Raw genomic sequence first — 18,653 nt, forward strand, 5'->3', positions numbered from 1 at the left:
GCTTCGGCCTGCTGGCCGAGCCAGCGCGTGACGTTTGCGAGGCTGATCACATAGTTGCCGTGGTTCCTGAAGTTATCCGGCAGCGCCCAGTTCGGCACGCTCTTCGAGCCGGTTTCGGTGAGAAAGAGGAAGCGGTCCTCGGTCACTTCAACATCCAGAGGCGCGCCTTTTTCCTTCCAGTCCGGAATCAGCTCATTCAACGCACGTGGGTCCATCACGGCGCCCGAGAGAATATGCGCCCCGATCTCCGAGCCTTTTTCCAGCACGCAGACGCCAAGCTCGACGCCCTTGTCCGCAGCCAGCTGCTTCAGGCGGATCGCCGCGGACAGGCCAGCCGGGCCGCCGCCGACGATCACGACGTCGTATTCCATCGACTCGCGCGGGCCGCTGATTTCGCTGATATTCATTTATCCAGGTTCCAATTCGCCAACGCACCGCCCACCGTCCACCGCACTATAGAAGTTTCGTCCGACGCAACTCGTCAACGTCCGCTTCGCCCATCCCGAGCCAGTCGCGCAGCACTTCACCGGTATGCTGTCCCAACGTCGGCGGAGCGTGTCGGTATTGCACGGGCGACTCCGACATACGTATCGGATTGGCGACCAGCGCGACCTGCTTCGCCAACGGATGCGCCATTTCAATGCGCACGTTGCGCGCCTGAACATGCGGGTCGGCGAACACGTCTTCGAGGTCGTTGATCGGGCCGCATGGCACGCCTGCCGCTTCCATCACGGCGATCCATTCCTTTGTCGGACGGCACACCGTGGCGGCTCCGATCAATGCGACCAGTTCGTTCCTGTTCTTCACGCGCTGCGGATTCGTGGAGAAGCGAGGGTCCGCGCTCCATTCCGGTTTGCCTAACGCCGCGCACAGACTGGCGAACTGGCCGTCATTGCCGACCGCTACGATCATGTAGCCGTCAGCCGTCGGAAAATCCTGGTACGGGACGATGCTCGGATGCGCGTTGCCGATACGTCGAGGGATCGCACCACCGACGAGGTAACTCGTCGCCTGATTCGCGAGCGCGGCGATCTGCACATCCAGCAACGCAAGGTCGATATGCTGTCCTTCACCGGACCGTTCGCGACGTGCCAGCGCAGCGAGGATCGCCACGCTTGCGTACAGCCCCGTCATCACATCCGTCAGCGCGACGCCTACCTTCAGAGGACCTTCGCCTTCCGTGCCATCGGCACGACCCGTGACGCTCATGAGTCCGCCCATGCCCTGAATCAGGAAGTCATAGCCGGCACGCGCCGCATACGGCCCAGTCTGGCCAAATCCCGTTATCGAGCAGTAGATCAAACGAGGATTCAGTTGCTTCAGGCTCGCATAATCGAGGCCATACTGGCTGAGCCCGCCGACCTTGAAGTTCTCGATCAGCACGTCTGCCTTGCTGGCCAGTTGCTTCACGAGACGCTGTCCATCCGGTTCGCTCAGGTCAATGGTCAAGGACCGCTTGTTGCGATTCGCGCACAGGTAGTATGCGGACTCGCCCGTCGACTCGTCATGGGCATCGTTCAGCCACGGCGGCCCCCAGACGCGCGTATCGTCGCCGGTTCCGGGCCGCTCGACCTTGACGACATCGGCGCCGAGGTCGGCCAGCAATTGGCTCGCCCATGGACCGGCTAGCACGCGCGACAGATCGAGCACCCGCAGGCCATCGAGCGCTCCTTGTTGAAAAGTCTCGTTCATGGCGGGTCAGAACGCGGCAATGCCGGTAATAGCGCGACCGAGGATCAGCGCGTGAATATCATGCGTGCCCTCATACGTGTTGACCACTTCCAGATTCACGAGATGACGCGCAACGCCGAATTCGTCGCTGATGCCATTGCCGCCGAGCATGTCGCGCGCGACACGGGCGATATCGAGTGCCTTGCCGCAAGCGTTGCGCTTCATGATTGACGTTATCTCGACAGCCGCAGTGCCTTCGTCCTTCATGCGGCCGAGGCGCAAACAGCCCTGCAAACCTAGCGTGATTTCCGTCTGCATATCGGCGAGCTTCTTCTGCACCAGCTGGTTCGCCGCGAGCGGCCTGCCGAATTGCTTGCGATCGAGAACATACTGACGCGCGCGATGCCAGCAGTCTTCCGCCGCGCCCAGTGCGCCCCAGGCGATACCGTAGCGAGCGCTGTTAAGGCATGTGAACGGCCCTTTGAGACCGCGCACTTCGGGGAATGCATTCTCCTCCGGGCAGAACACATCATCCATCACGATCTCGCCCGTGACCGACGCGCGCAGACCAACTTTGCCGTGAATAGCGGGCGCCGAGAGTCCCTTCCAGCCTTTTTCAAGTACAAAGCCGCGGATCGCGCCTTCATCGTCTTTCGCCCAGACGACGAAGACGTCGGCGATCGGGCTGTTCGTGATCCACATTTTGCTGCCCGTCAGAAGATATCCGCCGTCGACCTGTTTTGCACGAGTGATCATGCTGCCCGGATCGGAACCGTGGTTCGGCTCCGTCAAACCGAAGCAACCTATCCATTCGCCTCTTGCAAGCTTCGGCAGATATTTCTGCCGGGTCGCCTCATTACCGAATTCGTTGATCGGCACCATGACGAGCGACGATTGCACGCTCATCATCGAGCGGTAACCGGAATCGACGCGCTCCACCTCGCGCGCGACCACTCCATAGCAAACGTAGTTGAGGCCGGCGCCGCCGTACGTTTCGGGGATCGTCGCGCCGAGCAAGCCGAGTTCGCCCATTTCGCGAAAAATGGCCGGGTCAGTGGATTCGTGACGAAAAGCTTTCAGTACGCGCGGTGCAAGACGTTCCTGGCAATACGCATACGCCGATTCGCGCACAAGGCGCTCCTCTTGCGTCAACTGCTGGTCGAGCAGCAATGGATCGTCCCATTGGAAGGACGGCGACTTGTGCTGTAAGCTCATTTCATACTCGCTTTTAAAAACTGTGATGCCGCAAATTTATCGATAGGTCCGTCGCGCGACAAACGATTTGTTCGCACTGACCTGTGCGAAAATCGCACAGGTCAGCGACAACCCGGCGAGTCACGAGCATGCGCAGAAAAATTCCGTCCACAGCGGCGCTGTCCGCATTCGAAACGGCCGCTCGTCATCAGAGCTTCACCAAGGCCGCGGACGAACTTGCCGTCACGCAAAGTGCCATTTGCCGGCAAATCGGTTCTCTCGAAGACTTCCTGGGTGTGAAGCTGTTTCGCCGCGACCGCCGGGGCGTCAGCCTGACGGAGGCCGGGCTTATCTACAGCAGGAAAGTGGCGTCGCGTCTGAATGAAGTCGAGCAGGACACGCTCGAACTCATGGCCAAGGGTGGCCATGGCGGCACGCTCGAACTCGCCGTGGTGCCAACATTCGCAACCAGGTGGCTGCTACCGCGATTGCCGCATTTCATTGCGGCGGGTTCGGACATCACCGTCAATCTCACGACACGTACGCGTCCGTTTCTATTCGACGACACCGGGTTCGACGCGGCAATTCATGCGGGGCTCGCGATTTGGCCCGGAACAGAGGGACTGTTTTTGATGCGTGAAAGTCTGATCGCTGTATGCAGCCCAACGGTGATCGCGCCGCGCACACGGCTGAACTCGGCAGACTGGCGGCGTTATCCGCTTCTGCAGCAAAGCACGCGTCCGTATGCATGGCGCGAGTGGTTTGCATCGCGCGACATGCAAGTGGAAGGAGATATGTCGGGGCCGAGATTCGAATTATTTTCGATGCTCGCCGAAGCGGCGGTTCATGGCATCGGCATTGCGCTGATCCCGCGCCTGCTCATCGAAGACGAGCTCGCGCGAGGCGTGCTGATTCAGGTGGCGAAGCACGAGTATTCGAGCGGCCGCTCATACCACCTGATCTATCCAGAGCGCAAAGCCGACAATTCGGCCTTGATGGTGTTTCGGGAATGGATCGCCGATCAGGCCGGACAATATCGGCAAACCATGGGGCTGGAATAACGGCCTCTTTGCTTCGGCAATTCAACCTCTGCATCTGCGGGACGGATGCGTCACGCGAGCGAGCACAGCCATCCGTCCGCAAGCGTGATCAGAACTTCACGCGCAGCCCCGCACTGGTGAGAAACTGCCTGTTCGTCGACGAAGGCCCGCCGCTGCCACCAATGAACGCACCGCTGAAGATGGTCCCTGCTGCTCCCGTCACATGCTGATATTCAGCCATCAGATAGATGTCGGTGCGCTTTGAAAGCGAATACGAAGTCATCAGATTGAACTGATTCCAGCGCGGCTTCGCATGCGCGGACGCGTTGGAATACGAACCGTTGGTGAAGGTGTATGACGCCGCGACCGCCCATGCCGGATTGAGCAGATAGCGGATGTTCGCTTCGAAATTGTCGAAGCGGAGATCGGTGGGCGAGCCGGTGGCGGCGGGCGCAAGCGTGCTGCCGCGATACACCGCCGTCGTATTGTCGTAATGCGAATGACTCCACACCAGGCCCAGCGTTGCGGGGCCAACGACATAAGCGCCACCCAGGCCCCACACCTGCTGGCGCCCCGCATGGAAGGTGGCGTCGCCCGAAGTGAATGAACCGTCGAGCGCTCCTGCCGCGCCATCGCCCGGATTGTCTATGCGCATATACGCAGCGCTTACCGTGAACGGACCATGGTTGTAGGTGGCGCCGGCACTGAACGCGCGATTGTCCGCGAAATCGCCCGCCTTGTTCGAGAACGCGTACAAGCTGCCGAACTTCAATCCGTTAATGTCGGGGCTTGCGTATTTGACTGCATTGTCGAGTCGGAAAAAGTCGCCGAAGTTGTCGTTGTCCATCGGGTGCATGAACTCGAGTCCGCCCACGAAGCTCTGCGCGAGACTTCGTGGAGCGAGAAACTCCACCACCGAGTCATACTGACGGCCGAGCGTGAGCGCACCATACGAGCTCGACAGGCCGACCCATGCCTGGCGGCCAAACAGACGCCCTCCTTGCTGGAGCCCGCCGGTGGTTCCGGTAAAACCGTTCTCGAGTTTGAAGATCGCTTGCAGACCGCCGCCCAGGTCCTCGCTACCGGTCAGCCCCCAACGGTTGCCGACAATGTTTCCCTGCGATGCAAAAACGTTGCTGTGACCTGCACCGCTCGCCGTGCGCTGATTGCTGACGTACGACACGCCATTGTCGATCAGCCCATAGAGCGTGACCGAACTCTGTGCATGGGCTGCTACACCTATGCAGCCGCAAATTGCGGGTACAAGAAGCCTCTTCATTCGTTGTCTCCTGCCAGTCGTGATATTTAGGTTTTTCTGCTTGTGCTGCGTTTTCGGCGAGCGACGCCGAGTGCCCCTGAGGGCCCCGCCTGATTTCAGATCAGGTCTTTGTCTCGGCGCTCACGCGACCAGTCAATTGAACGGCGGTGCCTTACATCATTAAAGCGCGAACGTTAGCATTGACGAACTGAGTCTAGTTGCGGCTTTTATGCATGTCAATCCGGAATTTGACTGCACGAATCAAGGGTTTATACGTAATTCATGCATATTCGACGAGGCCCGTCAGGTGATCACCCGCTTGGCGCAGCCTCCATTTCCGTGCTAACGTTAGTGCAACAGAGCACAGCGGACGCGATGCAGCGCGACCGCCGCGGGCATTCCATTCAACCTAAGGTTCAATCTCATGACCGACACAGTTTTCCTCACCGACTATGCGTGGCCCGACGACAGCGTCGAGCGGGAGATCGTCGAATCCGCCGGCATGCGGCTCATAAACGGACCGGCCGCGCCATTGCCCGCGTCCGGCATTGAAGCCATGGTCCGGGAACATCTTCCTTCCGCGATCCTTACATGTTGGGCGCCGGTGTCGGCCGAGGCGATTGCGGCGTCATCGCGATTGAAGATCGTTGCGAGGCTCGGCGTCGGCCTCGACAATATCGCCGTGCAGGCGGCCACTGCCCGCGGCGTGCGGGTGACGAACGTGCCGGACTATTGCGTTGAAGAGGTCTCCGATCATGCGGTCGGATTCGCGCTCGCATGGACACGCGGGCTGGTGTTCTTCGACCGCGAAGTGCGCGCCGGACGCTGGGCGCCAGCAGACGCCCGGCTTCGCCGCCTTGGTGAACTCACCTGCGGACTCATCGGCTTCGGCCGCATCGCGCGCGCCACTGCCCGCAAGCTCGGCGCATTCGGCTGCCGGCTCCTGACGCACGATCCTTTCCTGCGCGAGCCGGTCGCTGGCGTGCAAGCCGTCGAGCTCGACGAACTGCTGATGCAGAGCGACATCGTGATCGTGCATGCGCCGCTCACCGAGGGGACGCGTCGCCTGATCAACCGTGAGCGGATCGCGACAATGCGGCGCGGCAGCCTGTTGATCAACGTGAGCCGTGGCGGCATTGTCGATACGGGTGCCGTTATCGAAGCGCTGCAAAGCGGGCAATTGTCCGCGGCCGCGTTGGACGTGCTCGAATCCGAGCCACTGGTGCCGGACGAATTGCTGCGCCAGCCCGGCGCGATGTTGACGCCTCACGTTGCGTTTTCGTCGGACGCTTCGTTGCTGGAATTGCGCAGACGTGCGGCCGAAGAAGTTGTGCGGGTGCTGCGCGGCGAGGCGCCACGCAATCCGTGCAATCTGTCGGCGGTGTAACCGCTTTAACCGTTCCACTTCAACAAGTTCGCGATGACGCAACCCAACAGCCCCGACCCACAACTCGATGCGTTTCTCGTCGAGCACCAGCTCGCGTGCAAGGATGAAGCACTCACCTGGCGCCCGCTTACTGGCGGAGTCTCGTCCGACATATGGCGTGTCGATCTCGCGAAAGGCTCGCTCTGTGTGAAGCGCGCCCTCTCCACGCTGAAGGTCTCGGCAACCTGGGAAGCGCCCGTGTCGCGCAACGCCGACGAATGGGCCTGGATTCAATTCGCCGCGCGGCACTGTCCTGACAACGTGCCCATTCCCCTCGCTCACGACGCGAAGCTCGGCGTGTTCGCGATGTCGTTTCTTACGCCGGCGGCGCATCCGGTATGGAAGCAGCAACTACTCGAAGGCGATGTCTGTGCCGACACGGCCCGCGCCGTCGGACGGCTCGTCGGCCACCTGCACGCGGTCAGCGCCGACGATAGCGAGTTGCGCGACCGGTTCGACACGCTCGAAAACTTCCAGGCGCTGCGTCTCGATCCATACCTGATCGCGACGTCGAAACGTCATCCGGAACTCGAATCGAGACTGCGCTATCTGGCGCAGCGCACAGCGAGCATACGGACTGCGCTCGTACATGGCGACGTGAGTCCGAAGAACATTCTTGTGGGCCCCAAGGGGCCTGTATTGCTCGACGCCGAGTGCGCGTGGTTTGGCGACCCCGCCTTCGATCTCGCTTTCTGTCTGAATCATTTACTGCTCAAGTGCCTCGCTCGTCCGGATAGGCAGGAAGCGCTCATCGCTTCGTTCAAGGCCCTAACGGAAGCCTATTTCGACGAAGCAGACTGGGAATTGCGCGCGGCGCTCGAAGCACGCACGGCCGAGTTGTTGCCTGCGTTGCTTCTCGCGCGCGTTGACGGCAAGTCACCGGTCGAGTACCTCACCGATGATGCACAACGCGACCACGTCCGCGCGGTCGCCGCCCGACTGTTGCTGGAGCCTGTCGATTACCTGTATCAGGTGGCGCAAACATGGCGAGAAGAGATCGAGTCGCGGCAGTCTTGAGAGCGGCGCACCAAGCAACCTCTAGCCCGGACGCAGGAGCAAAACACAGGTGCCGGGCCTGCTAACGTTTGCTCGTTCCAGGTATATCCCTAGGCTCGCGGTACCGCCATAACATCGGCGTAAACGGCAAAAAGTCCCCGCTAATTCCTCTATTGACAAAGCATCCGGCTGCTTGCCACAATCTATGCGAACGTTAGCAAAAACAGGAGACATCGTGAAGCATGCCAACGCCGCTCCACTTCAGTCTGAGAGCACGACCACGGGCGATGTGCCGGTAGCGCTTCGCCGCGTCGTCACCGGTCACGACGCAAACGGCGCTTCGACCGTCGCACTGGATTCGCCCCCTCCGCGCTCCGACGCGTACCGGCATATTCCCGGCATGGTGTCGCGTCTCGTGTGGGCCACAGAGCCGGCGCACACCATCCCCTTCGACAAGACCGATCCGACTCCGGCGGTTACGAGCTTCGTCCCCGCGGTTTCAGGCACGCGCTTTCTCATCGTGACGTTTCCTCCAGACAGCGTGTTCTTTGCGCCGGACTTCGATCCGCAGGCAGCCGTCGCTGAAAACGTCGCGATCAGTCCGGGGCTCGCCGAACTCTTCGAGGAAGACGGCATGCACGCCACGCCAACCGTCGATTACTGCATCGTTCTCGACGGTGAAATCTGGCTCGAACTCGACGAGGGGCGCTCAGAACTGCTGCGCCAGCATGAGGTCGTCGTGCAGAACGGCACCCGCCACGCGTGGCGCAACAAAAGCGACCGTCCCGCCACGCTGGCCTTCGTGCTGATCGGAGCGCGCAGGAGCGAATGACGGCGAGGCCCGCTCATTCGAATACTCCACGCGGCAACGCACATCAACAACTTCAACAGGTAGACAATCGTTATGACTGATTCAACGATCGCCCAGCTACGCGGCAGACGCGTCTGGGACTCGCGCGGGCGCCCGACAGTGGAAGTCGAGGTCACGCTGCACGGCGGCGTGAGCGGTCGCGCCATTGCCCCCGCGGGCGCTTCGACCGGCAGCGGCGAAGCACTCGACCTGCGCGACGGCGGCGCTGCGTTCGGCGGCCTCGACGTATCCAACGCGTTATCGAAAGTCAACGGCGAGATTGCGAGTGCGCTCGAAGGCGCCGATGTCCGCGATCAAGCCGCTATCGACGCCCGCCTAGTCGCTCTCGACGGCACACCGAACCGCAGCCGCCTGGGCGGCAATGCGATCGTCGCGACGTCGATGGCCGTCCTGCACGCCGCGGCTGCGGCAAGCAGGCAGCCGTTATGGCGCTACCTTGCCGGAGAGCGCACCGTGCGTCTGCCGCTGCCGGAGATTCAGATTTTCGGCGGCGGCGCACACGCGGCGCGGCGCGTCGACGTGCAGGACTTCATGATCATGTGCCCTGCCGCGAAGAGCTTCACAGAAGCCCTCGAGTGGACGGCGGAGGTGTACCGCGCCGCCGGTTCATTGATGAAGCACGCGGGCAAGCTTCAAGGCGTCGCGGATGAAGGCGGCTACTGGCCGGCCTTCGACTGCAACGAAGACGCGCTCGACACGCTGGTGCGGGCCATTGCCGAAACAGGTTTGCAACCGGGCAAGCAGGTCGGCATTTCGCTCGACATCGCAGCATCCGAGTTCGGCCGCAACGGGCACTACACGCTCGCGCTCGATGGCCGCACGCTCGACACCGAGCAGATGATCGACATGCTGGGGCGCTGGATCGACACCTACCCGATCCTCTCGATTGAAGATCCACTCGCGGAAGACGACGTGGAAGGCTTCCGACTCTTTGCGAAAGCATACGGTTCGCGTTGCCAGATCATCGGCGACGACTTCCTTGTCACGAACGCGGACCGGGTTAGAACCGCGGCATCGGAAGGCACGCTGAACGCAGTTCTCATCAAGCCGAATCAGGCAGGCACCATCACGGAAGCCTATGCAGCTTTGCAAGCAGGCAAGGCAGCTGGATTCGGCACGATCGTCTCGGCACGATCCGGCGAAACGGAAGACGTCACCATCGCGCACTTGTCGGTTGGCTGGGACGCAGGCCAATTCAAGGTCGGTTCGTTCTCACGTTCTGAGCGCATGGCCAAGTGGAACGAGGTATTGCGAATCGAAGAAGCGCTAGGACGGCAAGCGCAATTCAGCGGATGGTCCGCGCTGCCTTTCATCGAGCGCCCCGTCTGAATCGTCATTGTGCCCGCCGCAAGCCCGCCATCAACAATCGAGAGGTCAATCATGCTGCCTGCAGTCAATCACCGGCCGCCGTTCAATATCACGCGCGCCAGCCATATCGTACTGAACGTCGCCGACCTGGCGAAAAGCCGGGAGTTCTACGTCGACATCGTCGGTCTTGTCGTCACCGCGGAAACAGCGGACACGTGCTATTTGCGCGGCCTTTCAGAAGCGTGTCACCACAGTCTCGTTCTCGTGCAGGCCGATAAAGGCGCAGCCGTCTGCAAGCGGATCGGCTTTCGCGTTTTCCTCGAAGAAGATCTCGATCTCGCCTACCAGTTCTTCAGGGACGAAGGGCTTTCCGCCGAATGGGTCGATGTCGCACATCAGGGAAGAACGCTGCACGTCTCAGATCCGTTCGGCACGAAAATCGAATTGTGCGCGCAAATGGAAACGCGTCCGCGCCTCTATCTCGACCGCAATCTATTCAAGGGCGCACACGCGCAGCGGATCGATCATTTTCAGATCTTCTCTCCGGATACCTACGAATCGTGTGCGTTTTATAGCAGGCTTGGATTTCGCAACTCCGAGTATCTCGCGCATGGGGAGCGGCTGCTCGGCGCATTCATGTACCGCAAGGGCACCTGCCTCGATCTGGCTATCGTCGAAAACGACGGACCGTGCATGCATCACTTTGCGTACATCGTCCCCGAATCGCACAACATCTTCACCGCATGCGACCTCGCGGGCATTTACGGTTATGCACACGAAGTAGAACGCGGACCGGGACGCCATGGTCCCGGCGGCATGCTGTTCGTTTATCTGCGCGACCCGGACGGTCATCGCATCGAGCTGTGCGACGGCCATTACCAGACTATCGACATCGAGATCGAACCCGTTCGCTGGGATGCCGCTTCGCTTAGTACGAGTGTGCGCTGGGGCCTGCCGGCGGAGCATCGCTGGTACTTCGAGGCGTCGCGCTTCGAAGGCGCGGAACTGCTCGAAACAGCCAACAAACCACGTCCCACGACACTCGAAACCTATATTCAGAACCGGCTCGCCAAGAGCTGACAAAGCAAGGATTAACCAACATGGCACGCGTCAACTATCTTCAGCGTTCGGATCTCGCAGGCGTCGACGACGCCCTTTTCGACCGGCTCGAACGCGAACGCAAGGTACCCACCGCGAACATCTTCCGCGCGCTCGCGCATGCGCCGGATATTCTGGACCAGTTCCTATCCTATGCGAACGCGATTCGTGCGTCGTCGATCAGCCCGAAGCTGCGTGAACTCGCCATCCTCACGGTGGGACACTGCACGGGCTCTCAATACGAAATTGCGCATCACCAGTCGCATGGGTTAAAGGCGGGCATCAGTCCGGAGCAACTGAAGGCGATTCCCGACTTCGAAACGTCGCCGCTTTTCAACGAAGAAGAACGTGCGGTGATGGCAGTCGCAAAAGAGTCGACGCTGAAGGTCGATGTGAGCGACAAAGCCTGGAACCGGCTCGTGCCGTTCCTGAACGACAAGCAACGCGTCGAACTGGCATTGAACATTGCCTGGTACAACTCGGGTGTGCGCATCATGGGCGCACTCGGAATCGAACTCGAGGAGAACTATCGCTGATCGCGGTCGAACGGAATGCGTAGTGCTTCCGCAAAAAAGACATGGCGTGCAATGCGGAAGTTTTCAACACAGAAAGAGGAATGTATGGAACGAACGATGGTTGCAGCGCGGCTGCATGCTCTCCACACCCCGATGACGCTCGATACCATTCCGGTGCCGAAACCGAGACCCACCGATGTGCTCGTTCGGGTCAAGGCATGCGGAATCGTGCCGAACATGGGCAACGTCATCAACAATTGGCCGACCTGGTTTCCGCATCAGCCGCTGCCGCAATTCCCCGCCATCTTCGGACTGGATCCTGCCGGGGTGGTCGAAGAGGTCGGCGAAGCGGTACTCAATGTCAAGCCGGGCGATCGCGTCTATGTGAGCCCGCTGCGTTCATGCGGATCGTGCAAGGCTTGCCGTGCCGGCCGGCGCAGCGAATGCCGCTACTACACGCTGAACGGTTACTTCAGTACGAGCCGCGACGGTCAACGCATCTTCGACCTGTATCCGTATGGCGGTTTCGGCGAATACATGACGGCTCCGGAGTACGCGATCGTCAATCTTCCTGGCAACATGAGCTTTGAACAGGCCGGCCGCTTCGGGTACATGGGCACGTCGTACGGCGCGCTGAAAAATGCAGCCGCGGGACCAGGCCAGGTTGGGCTGATAGACGGAATCACGGGCACGCTCGGCGTGGCCGCCACGGTGCTCGGTCTCGCAATGGGACTGTCGCGCATTCTTGGCACGGGGCGCGACGAAGCGCTGCTCAAACGTGTGAAGGCACTCGCGCCGGACCGCATCGAAGTGATGCAACTCGGCAAAGGCTCGACGGGCGAATGGGCAAAGTCGCTGACGGGCGGTGAAGGCGCGGACTTCGTGATCAGCGCGCTTGGCGCGAAGGCGCCTGCCACCACCATGCTGGACTCGATGAAGGGCGTTCGACGCGGCGGCAAAGTAGTGAATGTGGGCGGCGTTGCGGAAGACCTGCCGATCGACGTGAAGTGGCTGATGGATGAACAGGTGCAGATCATCGGATCGAACTGGTTCACGACGGCGCAGGGTCAGGAAATGGCCGACATGGTGAGCACGGGGGCCATCGACATGTCCTATCTCGAGCACCGCAGATTTCCGCTGGAGCGCGTCAACGAAGCGATTTCCGGACTCAAGGATCGCGATGGAGGCTTCAGCAACTATGTCGTGCTTCCGTAACTAGCGTCGAGGCGTGGCCGCGAGCGCAACTGCGTGGCAGTCGCGCTTTCGCGCTCGCGCCGTTCCCGATCATCTTCTTACCCGGTAAAAATCATGAAGGTCGTGCGATATTCGGTTGACGGAAGCGAGCAATACGGCATTTCCGGCAGCGACGGAAACATCCAGAGACTGAAGGGCTCGCCGCTTGAAGGACTGCATCCTTCCGGCCACGTCGATGCACTCGGCTCTGTTCGCGTGTTGAGCCCGTTCCACCGGCCTCGCGTGTTCGGTCTCGGGTACAACTACCACGCGCATTCTCAGGAAGTCGGCAAAAACACGCCCACACTTCCAGTGCTGTTTATGAAGCCCAGTACCACGGTGATCGGTTCGGATGAAGCCATCGTCTATCCACCCGACGGAGAAAACATCCATTTCGAAGGGGAACTGACGGTGATCATCGGCAAGGAAGCGCGCCATGTTTCCGAAATCGATGCACTGAATTATGTGTTCGGCTACACGTGCGGCAACGACGTGAGCGACAGGGTATTGCAGCGTCGCGAGAGCGAGTACGGCTGTCTTCTGATGGGTAAAGGCTATGACACGTTTGCGCCGATTGGTCCCGTGGTCGAGACGGAACTCGATCCGTCGAATCTTCGCATCCTGACTCGCGTGAACGGCGAACTGCGCCAGAACGGCAACACCGCCGACCTCGTATATGACGTGCCCGCGCTGATCGCCTACCTCAGCAAGTATATGACGCTGCTTCCTGGCGACCACATCATGACGGGGACGCCCGCAGGAGTTGGCCCGATCAGACCAGGCGACACGATCGAGGTCGAGATCGAAGGGATCGGGGTGCTTCGCAACCCTGTGGTCACTTCGGTCACTTCGGCCGCTTCAGTGGATGCCGGCCGAGCCAACAACCAGGCGGCATTGCCACGCTAGCCGAACCGCTCAGGCCGAAACGGCTTTGCATCGACGAAAGGCTGCGAGCCCGTCATCATCTCCGCGAGCAGACGACCGGTCACGGGGCCGAGCGTCAACCCATGGTGGTTGTGCCCAAACGCAAACCAGAGCCCTTTATGACGCGGCGCGGCTCCAATGACTGGCCGCATGTCGGGCGTGCACGGGCGCAAGCCGAGCCATGGATTCGCGTCGAGCCGCGCGCCGAGACCAAACGCTGACCTCGCCGTGCGCTCGGCCCGCTCCAGTTGGATGCCCGTGGGCTTCGCATCGCGCCGGGCGATCTCCACGCCCGTGGTCAGCCGCAGACGCCCTTCCATCGGCGCGACTACGTAGCCCTGCTCCGTGTCGACGAACGGCATCGACAGGATCGGTTTCGTGGGCTGGTAATGCATGTGATAGCCGCGCTTCGCGCGCAGCGGAATGCGATAGCCGAGCGGCGCGAATACCTGATCCGACCACGGACCCAGCGCCACGACGATTTCTTTTGCGCTGATCCTGCCCGACGATGTCTGCACGCTCCATGCGCCGGCTTCGGCTTTCAACGTGGTCGCCTCTCCCGTCAGCAGCGTGCCGCCGTCCTGCTCGAAAAGACGCGCGTAACCCTTCGTCAACGCGCCGGGATTCACGATGCTTTTGGGGTCCTGCCAATGCAACGCCCCGCAGAACCCATCCGCCACACCGGGCTCGTGGGCGGCCAACGCGGCGGCGTCGAGTGGCACGACTCGCAGCCCATATGTCTTCGCCGTCAATTCCGCGGCGGTCGCATTGCGCGCGAATTCCGCCGGCGTGCGGAACGCCTCCATCCAGCCTTTGCTGACCGCGAGGCTCACGAGACCCGCACGGTCGATCAACACATCATGCTCGGCGACGCTTTGACGAATCAAAGGCAGCATGTCGCGCGCCGCGCTCATGAGACGCTCGGGCGACGATTCCCACCAGAATCGTGCGAGCCAGCCCGCGAAAGACGGCAACGCGCGATAGTCCCAGTAGAGATCGGTCGACTGATTGCGCAGATAGCGCAGCAAGGTGCCGACATTGCGCGGAAACGCATACGGCACTACCGACGAACACTCGATCAGCCCGGCATTGCCGAAACTGGTTTCTTCGCCGGGAGCACGCCGGTCCAAGAGAGCCACGCGACGTCCGCGATCCTGCAAGTGCAGCGCAGCCGATACGCCGACAATCCCGGCGCCCAGCACGATTACATCGAAATCCATAAGCTCGCCCTGCTTACCCTGTTGGGACCGGAAGCATCCGTTCGACAACACGCACGGTGCCGGCGCGAATCTGCCCGCACCGGCTCTGCCATGCCTTACTTCGCGATGATGTCGCGATTGAAGTACTTCTGCGAAAGCGCGCTGAGCGTGCCGTCTTTCTTCAGAGCGTCGAGCGCGGCATCGATCTTTCTGGCGAGCGCCTTGTCGCCCTTGCGCAAGCCGAAGCCGGTCCCTTCGCCGAGCGTTGCGGGATCGCTGAGCGGCTGGCCCGCAATCGCATAGTCGTGACCCACAGGCTTCTTGAGGAAACCGTCCTCAACCGTTTGTGCTTCCTGGACAGCGGCATCGAGGCGTCCCGCCACGAGGTCCGAATACACCTGATCCTGATCGGCGTAAGAGACCACCGAGACCCCGGCATTGGCCCAGTGCCCTTTCAGGAAATCTTCCTGCGACGAACCTTGCAGCACGCCCACGCGTTTGCCCTGCATGCTCTTCACATCTGGCATCAAGCCGGAGCCGCGCCTAGCCACCATCACGATAGGCACCACGTAGATGGGGCGCGTGAAGTCGATAGTCTGCTTGCGCTTGCCGGTGATGTTCATGGCTGAATTGATGGCATCGAACTTACGGGCTTGCAACGCGGGAATCAGACCGTCGAATGCGTTTTCAACCCACTCGCATTTCACGGCCATCTTTGCGCAGACCGCATTGCCGACATCGACGTCGAAGCCCTGCAACTGGCCCGTCGGAGACTTGCTTTCGAACGGCGGATACGCCGCCTCGATGCCGAAGCGCAGAGTGTTCTGAGTGTCGGCGCTGACCGAGCCGACGGTACCGACGGAACCGACCAATGCAGCGGCGACGAAAAGTGAGAGTTTGAGCTTACGAAGCATGATGGTTCCCTGTCTGGTTGGGATCGCGAATCAGTGGCACGAATGACCGTCGCCTGTGTGCGTTGAGAGGCCGCGTGAGTTGTGAGGAAAAAATCGGGGGGAAACCCGCGAGAAACCCGGGAGAAAGCCGGGGAAAAACCCGCCCTAACGTTCTCTCTGGAACAACAGTCTATTCTGGACTCAGGCAAAAGCAAGCGATTTTCAAAATAAAAGTCCAGTCTGGACTTTTTGAATTTAGAATGACCATGACGCCGGACTTGGCAACGTTGTGGAGAGCAGGCAAATGGGCAAAGCAGAAAAGGCATTTCCTCTGATCGTCGACGAGGACACAGTTCGCGAAGCGTTACCTTATCTCGACGTTCGCGGAGCGTTGACGCAGATGTTCCGCTCACTCGCGACCGATACCGCCGTGCAGCCGCCGCAAACGCTCGCCCTCTTTCCGGGCGGCGCGGGCGACTTCATCACGTATCTCGGCGCGATGGCTCATGCTCAAGTGTTCGGCGCGAAGTTGTCGCCGTATATCGTGACCGGATCGAAGCCCATCATTACGGCGTGGACTGCGCTGATGTCGATGCAAAGTGGCCACCCGTTGATGTGGTGCGATGCGGGCTTGCTGACCATCGAGCGCACCGCCGGCACGACCGCGCTCGCCGTCGACCAACTCGCGCCGCCCGACGCGCGCAAGCTTGCGATCATCGGCGCGGGTGCTGTGGCCCAGGCGCATATCCGCCACCTCGCGGCGCTAAGGCCTTGGACTTCGATTCTGGTGTTCTCTCGCGATCTGAAGAACGACGAAGCAAAGCGGACGCAAGTCACCGCGCTTGACGAGCGAGTGGCCGTCTCCGCACGGATCGAAGATTGCGTGGCCAATGCCGATGTCGTGGCCTTGTGCACGTCGTCAGGCACGCCCGTGCTGACGAACGGAATGCTGGACAAACCGGCGCTCATCACGTCGATCAGCACTAACGTCGCGAACGCTCATGAAGTTCCGCCCGCGTGGATTCCCGACATGAACGTCTACTGCGATTACCGGCAGACGACCCCCGCCAGCGCGGGCGAGATGAAACTGGCTGCGCAGCAGCATGGCTGGCATCCCCGGAACGTGGCGGGCGATCTAGCTGAACTCGTGTCCGGCGTCGCCAGTAAGCCGTCTTATGAGAAGCACGCGTTTTTCCGGTCGATTGGGCTTGGCCTCGAAGACGTGGCGATCGCGTTCGAACTTTTCAGGCATTTGACAGCGCATTGACGGTCGTGCTGCGCGAGCGGACGCATATGTCGCTCATGGCAGAATGACGCATAAAACGCGGACCTGGCAGCACTCGACACAACGCGTTTCAGACATTGCGAAACTGGAACTTACCCATCCCTATGCGAAAGACCAAGACAACGGCCGCACGCCGGCTTCTTCTGGATCGGTACAGCCGTGTCGCCGACGGCATCGCGCTGCTCTTTTTCCCCTACGTCGAAATTGTCATTCACGACCTGCAAAGCCAGACCGTCGCGTACATAGCGAACAATCTGTCCAAGCGCGAACTGGGCGACGAATCCGCGCTGGAGGAAATCGATCATACGGTCGAGTCGGGCACCATCGGTCCGTATGAAAAGGTCAACTGGGACGGCAGGCGCATGCGCTGCGTGAGCACCGTACTCTTCGACGACGCCCGCGTTGCTGCTGGCGTAATGTGCGTGAACTACAACATCGCCGTGTTCGAGGACGTCAAGCACGTTATCGACCGCGTAATTTCAGGCGCGGGCGTGGTGAAGCAGCCTGAAGAACTGTTCAAGGACGACTGGCAGGAGCGCATCAACACGTTTCTTCACACCTGGCTTCAGGAGCGCCAGTTGGCGTTGAACTCGCTGACGCGCGACCATCGCCGGGAATTAGTGGAAGCGTTGTGGGCCGAAGGCGCATTCAAGGGCAAAAGCGCCGCGAACTATGTGGCGAACGTGCTGGGGATGGGGCGCGCCACCGTCTATCAGCACATCAGGGATCTGCGCGGCGCGGCCGCGTGAGTGTCCTGGTTGCAAGGGAGGTTGGCGGGCCGCGCGGAACGGATGGTGCGGATCGGCGGGATACGCCTCCCGCAGAACGATCAACGCCTGGCCAAACGCGCGCGCCAAAGCGCATCGACGCGGAAGAAACGGCAGTACCCGGCAGGAAGCGCCAGACGAGCAGCAGCAACGCCAACAGCGCGGGACACCAGCGTAAATCGGTCGGCACTTTTTCGCGGTGAGCGAGCCGCGCGTCGAGCATCGCGTCGCGCAACGAAGCGGCGTCCGTAAGGCGTCGATAACCGAAGCCGACCTGTTCGGCCACCTGCGCCAGATAATGTCCCTGCAACGCGGACAATTCCTCGTGGCTTTGCGCATGAGTCTCCGAAGCGTGCATCTGCGGAACCTGGACCACCTCACCCGCCTGCCAGTAGCCGGTGCGGTTGCCGGCCGCATCGGTGCGCGGAATGGGCGCTGGCTGATCGCCGCCAACGCCGATCAGCCAGCCCTTCACGTGCGCGGGATTAATATCCTGCTTGAGCGCATCCGACGGCAAGAGCGGCGGCGCCTCCTGCCCATCCGTGACGAACACCACAGAGGCGCCGTCACCCAGGGCCTGCGCGACGCGAACCGCCGAATAGACCCCGCCCTCGGCGATGCGGCTGTAGTTGGTCCAGCGCATGCGCCCGTCGATCCGATCGAGCGAGGCCAGCAGCGCATCGTAGTTGCCGCAGACTTCGACGGGCGACAGCAGCAGAAAGCTGCGCTGCCCCGTGAACGCGCTCCAGCCGACTTTCGAGCCGCACGGCAATTGCCCGAGCGCCTCGCGCATCGCGGCCCGCGCGAACACGAGGCGGCTCACCGGTGCGCCATTCAATACGAGATCCTCGACATCCATGCTCTGCGTGATATCCAACGTGACGATGTAGCTCGACGCATTGCGCGGCAACGTCACGGGAGGCAATGTGAGCGCCATGAGGAGCAGCACGAGTGCGGCCACCGTCATCCAGTGAC

The 18,653-nt window shown here is 61.1% G+C and carries 18 protein-coding genes; 11 read left to right on the top strand and 7 right to left on the bottom strand.

Annotation, left to right across the window (positions count from 1 at the left end; translation table 11 throughout):
- From C0Z16_RS13105 to C0Z16_RS13115, 3 genes are all read right to left on the bottom strand, one after another.
- Nucleotides 1–407 (bottom strand): NAD(P)/FAD-dependent oxidoreductase (locus C0Z16_RS13105; RefSeq protein WP_146014308.1); only part of this gene is annotated, 407 nt, incomplete at its 3' end.
- Between the two features lie 46 nt (nt 408–453).
- Nucleotides 454–1,692 (bottom strand): CaiB/BaiF CoA transferase family protein, encoded by a 1,239-nt coding sequence (locus C0Z16_RS13110; protein ID WP_102632587.1) that lies wholly within the window; start codon nt 1,690–1,692, stop codon nt 454–456.
- A gap of 6 nt (nt 1,693–1,698) precedes the next feature.
- Nucleotides 1,699–2,886, bottom strand: a complete 1,188-nt coding sequence (locus C0Z16_RS13115; protein ID WP_102632588.1) for an acyl-CoA dehydrogenase — start codon at nt 2,884–2,886, stop codon at nt 1,699–1,701.
- 128 nt (nt 2,887–3,014) lie between these two features.
- Between C0Z16_RS13115 and C0Z16_RS13120 the strand changes: the two genes are divergently transcribed.
- Nucleotides 3,015–3,926, top strand: coding sequence for a LysR family transcriptional regulator (locus tag C0Z16_RS13120; RefSeq protein ID WP_102632589.1), 912 nt, complete (start codon nt 3,015–3,017; stop codon nt 3,924–3,926).
- Nucleotides 3,927–4,014: 88 nt separating this feature from the next.
- Here C0Z16_RS13120 and C0Z16_RS13125 read toward each other — a convergent pair whose 3' ends face one another.
- Nucleotides 4,015–5,184: a porin gene (locus tag C0Z16_RS13125; protein ID WP_102632590.1), complete on the bottom strand. Its 1,170-nt coding sequence runs from the start codon at nt 5,182–5,184 to the stop codon at nt 4,015–4,017.
- Nucleotides 5,185–5,587: 403 nt separating this feature from the next.
- On the opposite strand from C0Z16_RS13125, the gene C0Z16_RS13130 reads away from it, so the two are divergent.
- The 8 genes from C0Z16_RS13130 to C0Z16_RS13165 all read left to right on the top strand — a co-directional run bounded on the left by C0Z16_RS13130 (nt 5,588) and on the right by C0Z16_RS13165 (nt 13,516).
- A complete protein-coding gene (locus tag C0Z16_RS13130; protein ID WP_102632591.1) occupies nt 5,588–6,550 on the top strand; it encodes a C-terminal binding protein in 963 nt (320 codons plus the stop codon).
- A gap of 33 nt (nt 6,551–6,583) precedes the next feature.
- Nucleotides 6,584–7,606 carry a phosphotransferase family protein gene (locus C0Z16_RS13135; RefSeq protein ID WP_102632592.1) on the top strand — a complete coding sequence of 341 codons (1,023 nt, stop codon included), beginning with the start codon at nt 6,584–6,586 and terminating at the stop codon, nt 7,604–7,606.
- A gap of 214 nt (nt 7,607–7,820) precedes the next feature.
- A complete protein-coding gene (locus tag C0Z16_RS13140; RefSeq protein ID WP_244201231.1) occupies nt 7,821–8,417 on the top strand; it encodes a cupin domain-containing protein in 597 nt (198 codons plus the stop codon).
- A gap of 72 nt (nt 8,418–8,489) precedes the next feature.
- Nucleotides 8,490–9,785, top strand: coding sequence for a phosphopyruvate hydratase (gene eno / locus C0Z16_RS13145; RefSeq protein ID WP_102632594.1), 1,296 nt, complete (start codon nt 8,490–8,492; stop codon nt 9,783–9,785).
- Nucleotides 9,786–9,836: 51 nt separating this feature from the next.
- Complete coding sequence (locus C0Z16_RS13150; protein WP_102632595.1) at nt 9,837–10,844, top strand: VOC family protein; 1,008 nt, start codon at nt 9,837–9,839, stop codon at nt 10,842–10,844.
- 20 nt (nt 10,845–10,864) lie between these two features.
- Nucleotides 10,865–11,398, top strand: a complete 534-nt coding sequence (locus C0Z16_RS13155) for a carboxymuconolactone decarboxylase family protein (protein ID WP_102632596.1) — start codon at nt 10,865–10,867, stop codon at nt 11,396–11,398.
- Nucleotides 11,399–11,482: 84 nt separating this feature from the next.
- Complete coding sequence (locus C0Z16_RS13160) at nt 11,483–12,592, top strand: alcohol dehydrogenase catalytic domain-containing protein (protein ID WP_102632597.1); 1,110 nt, start codon at nt 11,483–11,485, stop codon at nt 12,590–12,592.
- A 93-nt stretch (nt 12,593–12,685) separates the two neighbouring features.
- Nucleotides 12,686–13,516 carry a fumarylacetoacetate hydrolase family protein gene (locus C0Z16_RS13165; protein WP_102632598.1) on the top strand — a complete coding sequence of 277 codons (831 nt, stop codon included), beginning with the start codon at nt 12,686–12,688 and terminating at the stop codon, nt 13,514–13,516.
- Here C0Z16_RS13165 and C0Z16_RS13170 read toward each other — a convergent pair.
- Complete coding sequence (locus tag C0Z16_RS13170; RefSeq protein ID WP_102632599.1) at nt 13,513–14,754, bottom strand: NAD(P)/FAD-dependent oxidoreductase; 1,242 nt, start codon at nt 14,752–14,754, stop codon at nt 13,513–13,515. The genes C0Z16_RS13165 and C0Z16_RS13170 overlap by 4 nt on opposite strands.
- Before the next feature lie 95 nt (nt 14,755–14,849).
- Nucleotides 14,850–15,647 carry an ABC transporter substrate-binding protein gene (locus C0Z16_RS13175; RefSeq protein ID WP_102632600.1) on the bottom strand — a complete coding sequence of 266 codons (798 nt, stop codon included), beginning with the start codon at nt 15,645–15,647 and terminating at the stop codon, nt 14,850–14,852.
- A gap of 283 nt (nt 15,648–15,930) precedes the next feature.
- On the opposite strand from C0Z16_RS13175, the gene C0Z16_RS13180 reads away from it, so the two are divergent.
- Nucleotides 15,931–16,893: an ornithine cyclodeaminase family protein gene (locus C0Z16_RS13180; protein WP_102632601.1), complete on the top strand. Its 963-nt coding sequence runs from the start codon at nt 15,931–15,933 to the stop codon at nt 16,891–16,893.
- A gap of 122 nt (nt 16,894–17,015) precedes the next feature.
- The gene (locus C0Z16_RS13185) at nt 17,016–17,660 is read left to right on the top strand and encodes a helix-turn-helix transcriptional regulator (RefSeq protein WP_102632602.1); all 645 of its coding nucleotides are present in this window, start codon (nt 17,016–17,018) and stop codon (nt 17,658–17,660) included.
- On the opposite strand, the gene C0Z16_RS13190 is transcribed toward C0Z16_RS13185, so the two are convergent.
- Nucleotides 17,632–18,645, bottom strand: coding sequence for a vWA domain-containing protein (locus C0Z16_RS13190; RefSeq protein ID WP_244201238.1), 1,014 nt, complete (start codon nt 18,643–18,645; stop codon nt 17,632–17,634). The two genes, C0Z16_RS13185 and C0Z16_RS13190, sit on opposite strands and share 29 nt — an antisense overlap.
- Between the last annotated feature and the right edge of the window lie 8 nt (nt 18,646–18,653).

The sequence above is a fragment of the Paraburkholderia rhynchosiae genome, assembly GCF_002879865.1.
Taxonomy (GTDB): domain Bacteria; phylum Pseudomonadota; class Gammaproteobacteria; order Burkholderiales; family Burkholderiaceae; genus Paraburkholderia; species Paraburkholderia rhynchosiae.

Excerpts from the sequence above, each read along its gene's own strand:
- C0Z16_RS13110 (WP_102632587.1), bottom strand. The coding sequence starts at position 1,692 with ATGAACGAGACTTTTCAACAAGGAGCGCTCGATGGCCTGCGGGTGCTC.
- C0Z16_RS13115 (WP_102632588.1), bottom strand. The coding sequence starts at position 2,886 with ATGAGCTTACAGCACAAGTCGCCGTCCTTCCAATGGGACGATCCATTG.
- C0Z16_RS13120 (WP_102632589.1), top strand. The coding sequence starts at position 3,015 with ATGCGCAGAAAAATTCCGTCCACAGCGGCGCTGTCCGCATTCGAAACG.
- C0Z16_RS13125 (WP_102632590.1), bottom strand. The coding sequence starts at position 5,184 with ATGAAGAGGCTTCTTGTACCCGCAATTTGCGGCTGCATAGGTGTAGCA.
- C0Z16_RS13130 (WP_102632591.1), top strand. The coding sequence starts at position 5,588 with ATGACCGACACAGTTTTCCTCACCGACTATGCGTGGCCCGACGACAGC.
- C0Z16_RS13135 (WP_102632592.1), top strand. The coding sequence starts at position 6,584 with ATGACGCAACCCAACAGCCCCGACCCACAACTCGATGCGTTTCTCGTC.
- eno (WP_102632594.1), top strand. The coding sequence starts at position 8,490 with ATGACTGATTCAACGATCGCCCAGCTACGCGGCAGACGCGTCTGGGAC.
- C0Z16_RS13150 (WP_102632595.1), top strand. The coding sequence starts at position 9,837 with ATGCTGCCTGCAGTCAATCACCGGCCGCCGTTCAATATCACGCGCGCC.
- C0Z16_RS13155 (WP_102632596.1), top strand. The coding sequence starts at position 10,865 with ATGGCACGCGTCAACTATCTTCAGCGTTCGGATCTCGCAGGCGTCGAC.
- C0Z16_RS13160 (WP_102632597.1), top strand. The coding sequence starts at position 11,483 with ATGGAACGAACGATGGTTGCAGCGCGGCTGCATGCTCTCCACACCCCG.
- C0Z16_RS13165 (WP_102632598.1), top strand. The coding sequence starts at position 12,686 with ATGAAGGTCGTGCGATATTCGGTTGACGGAAGCGAGCAATACGGCATT.
- C0Z16_RS13170 (WP_102632599.1), bottom strand. The coding sequence starts at position 14,754 with ATGGATTTCGATGTAATCGTGCTGGGCGCCGGGATTGTCGGCGTATCG.
- C0Z16_RS13175 (WP_102632600.1), bottom strand. The coding sequence starts at position 15,647 with ATGCTTCGTAAGCTCAAACTCTCACTTTTCGTCGCCGCTGCATTGGTC.
- C0Z16_RS13180 (WP_102632601.1), top strand. The coding sequence starts at position 15,931 with ATGGGCAAAGCAGAAAAGGCATTTCCTCTGATCGTCGACGAGGACACA.
- C0Z16_RS13185 (WP_102632602.1), top strand. The coding sequence starts at position 17,016 with ATGCGAAAGACCAAGACAACGGCCGCACGCCGGCTTCTTCTGGATCGG.
- C0Z16_RS13190 (WP_244201238.1), bottom strand. The coding sequence starts at position 18,645 with ATGACGGTGGCCGCACTCGTGCTGCTCCTCATGGCGCTCACATTGCCT.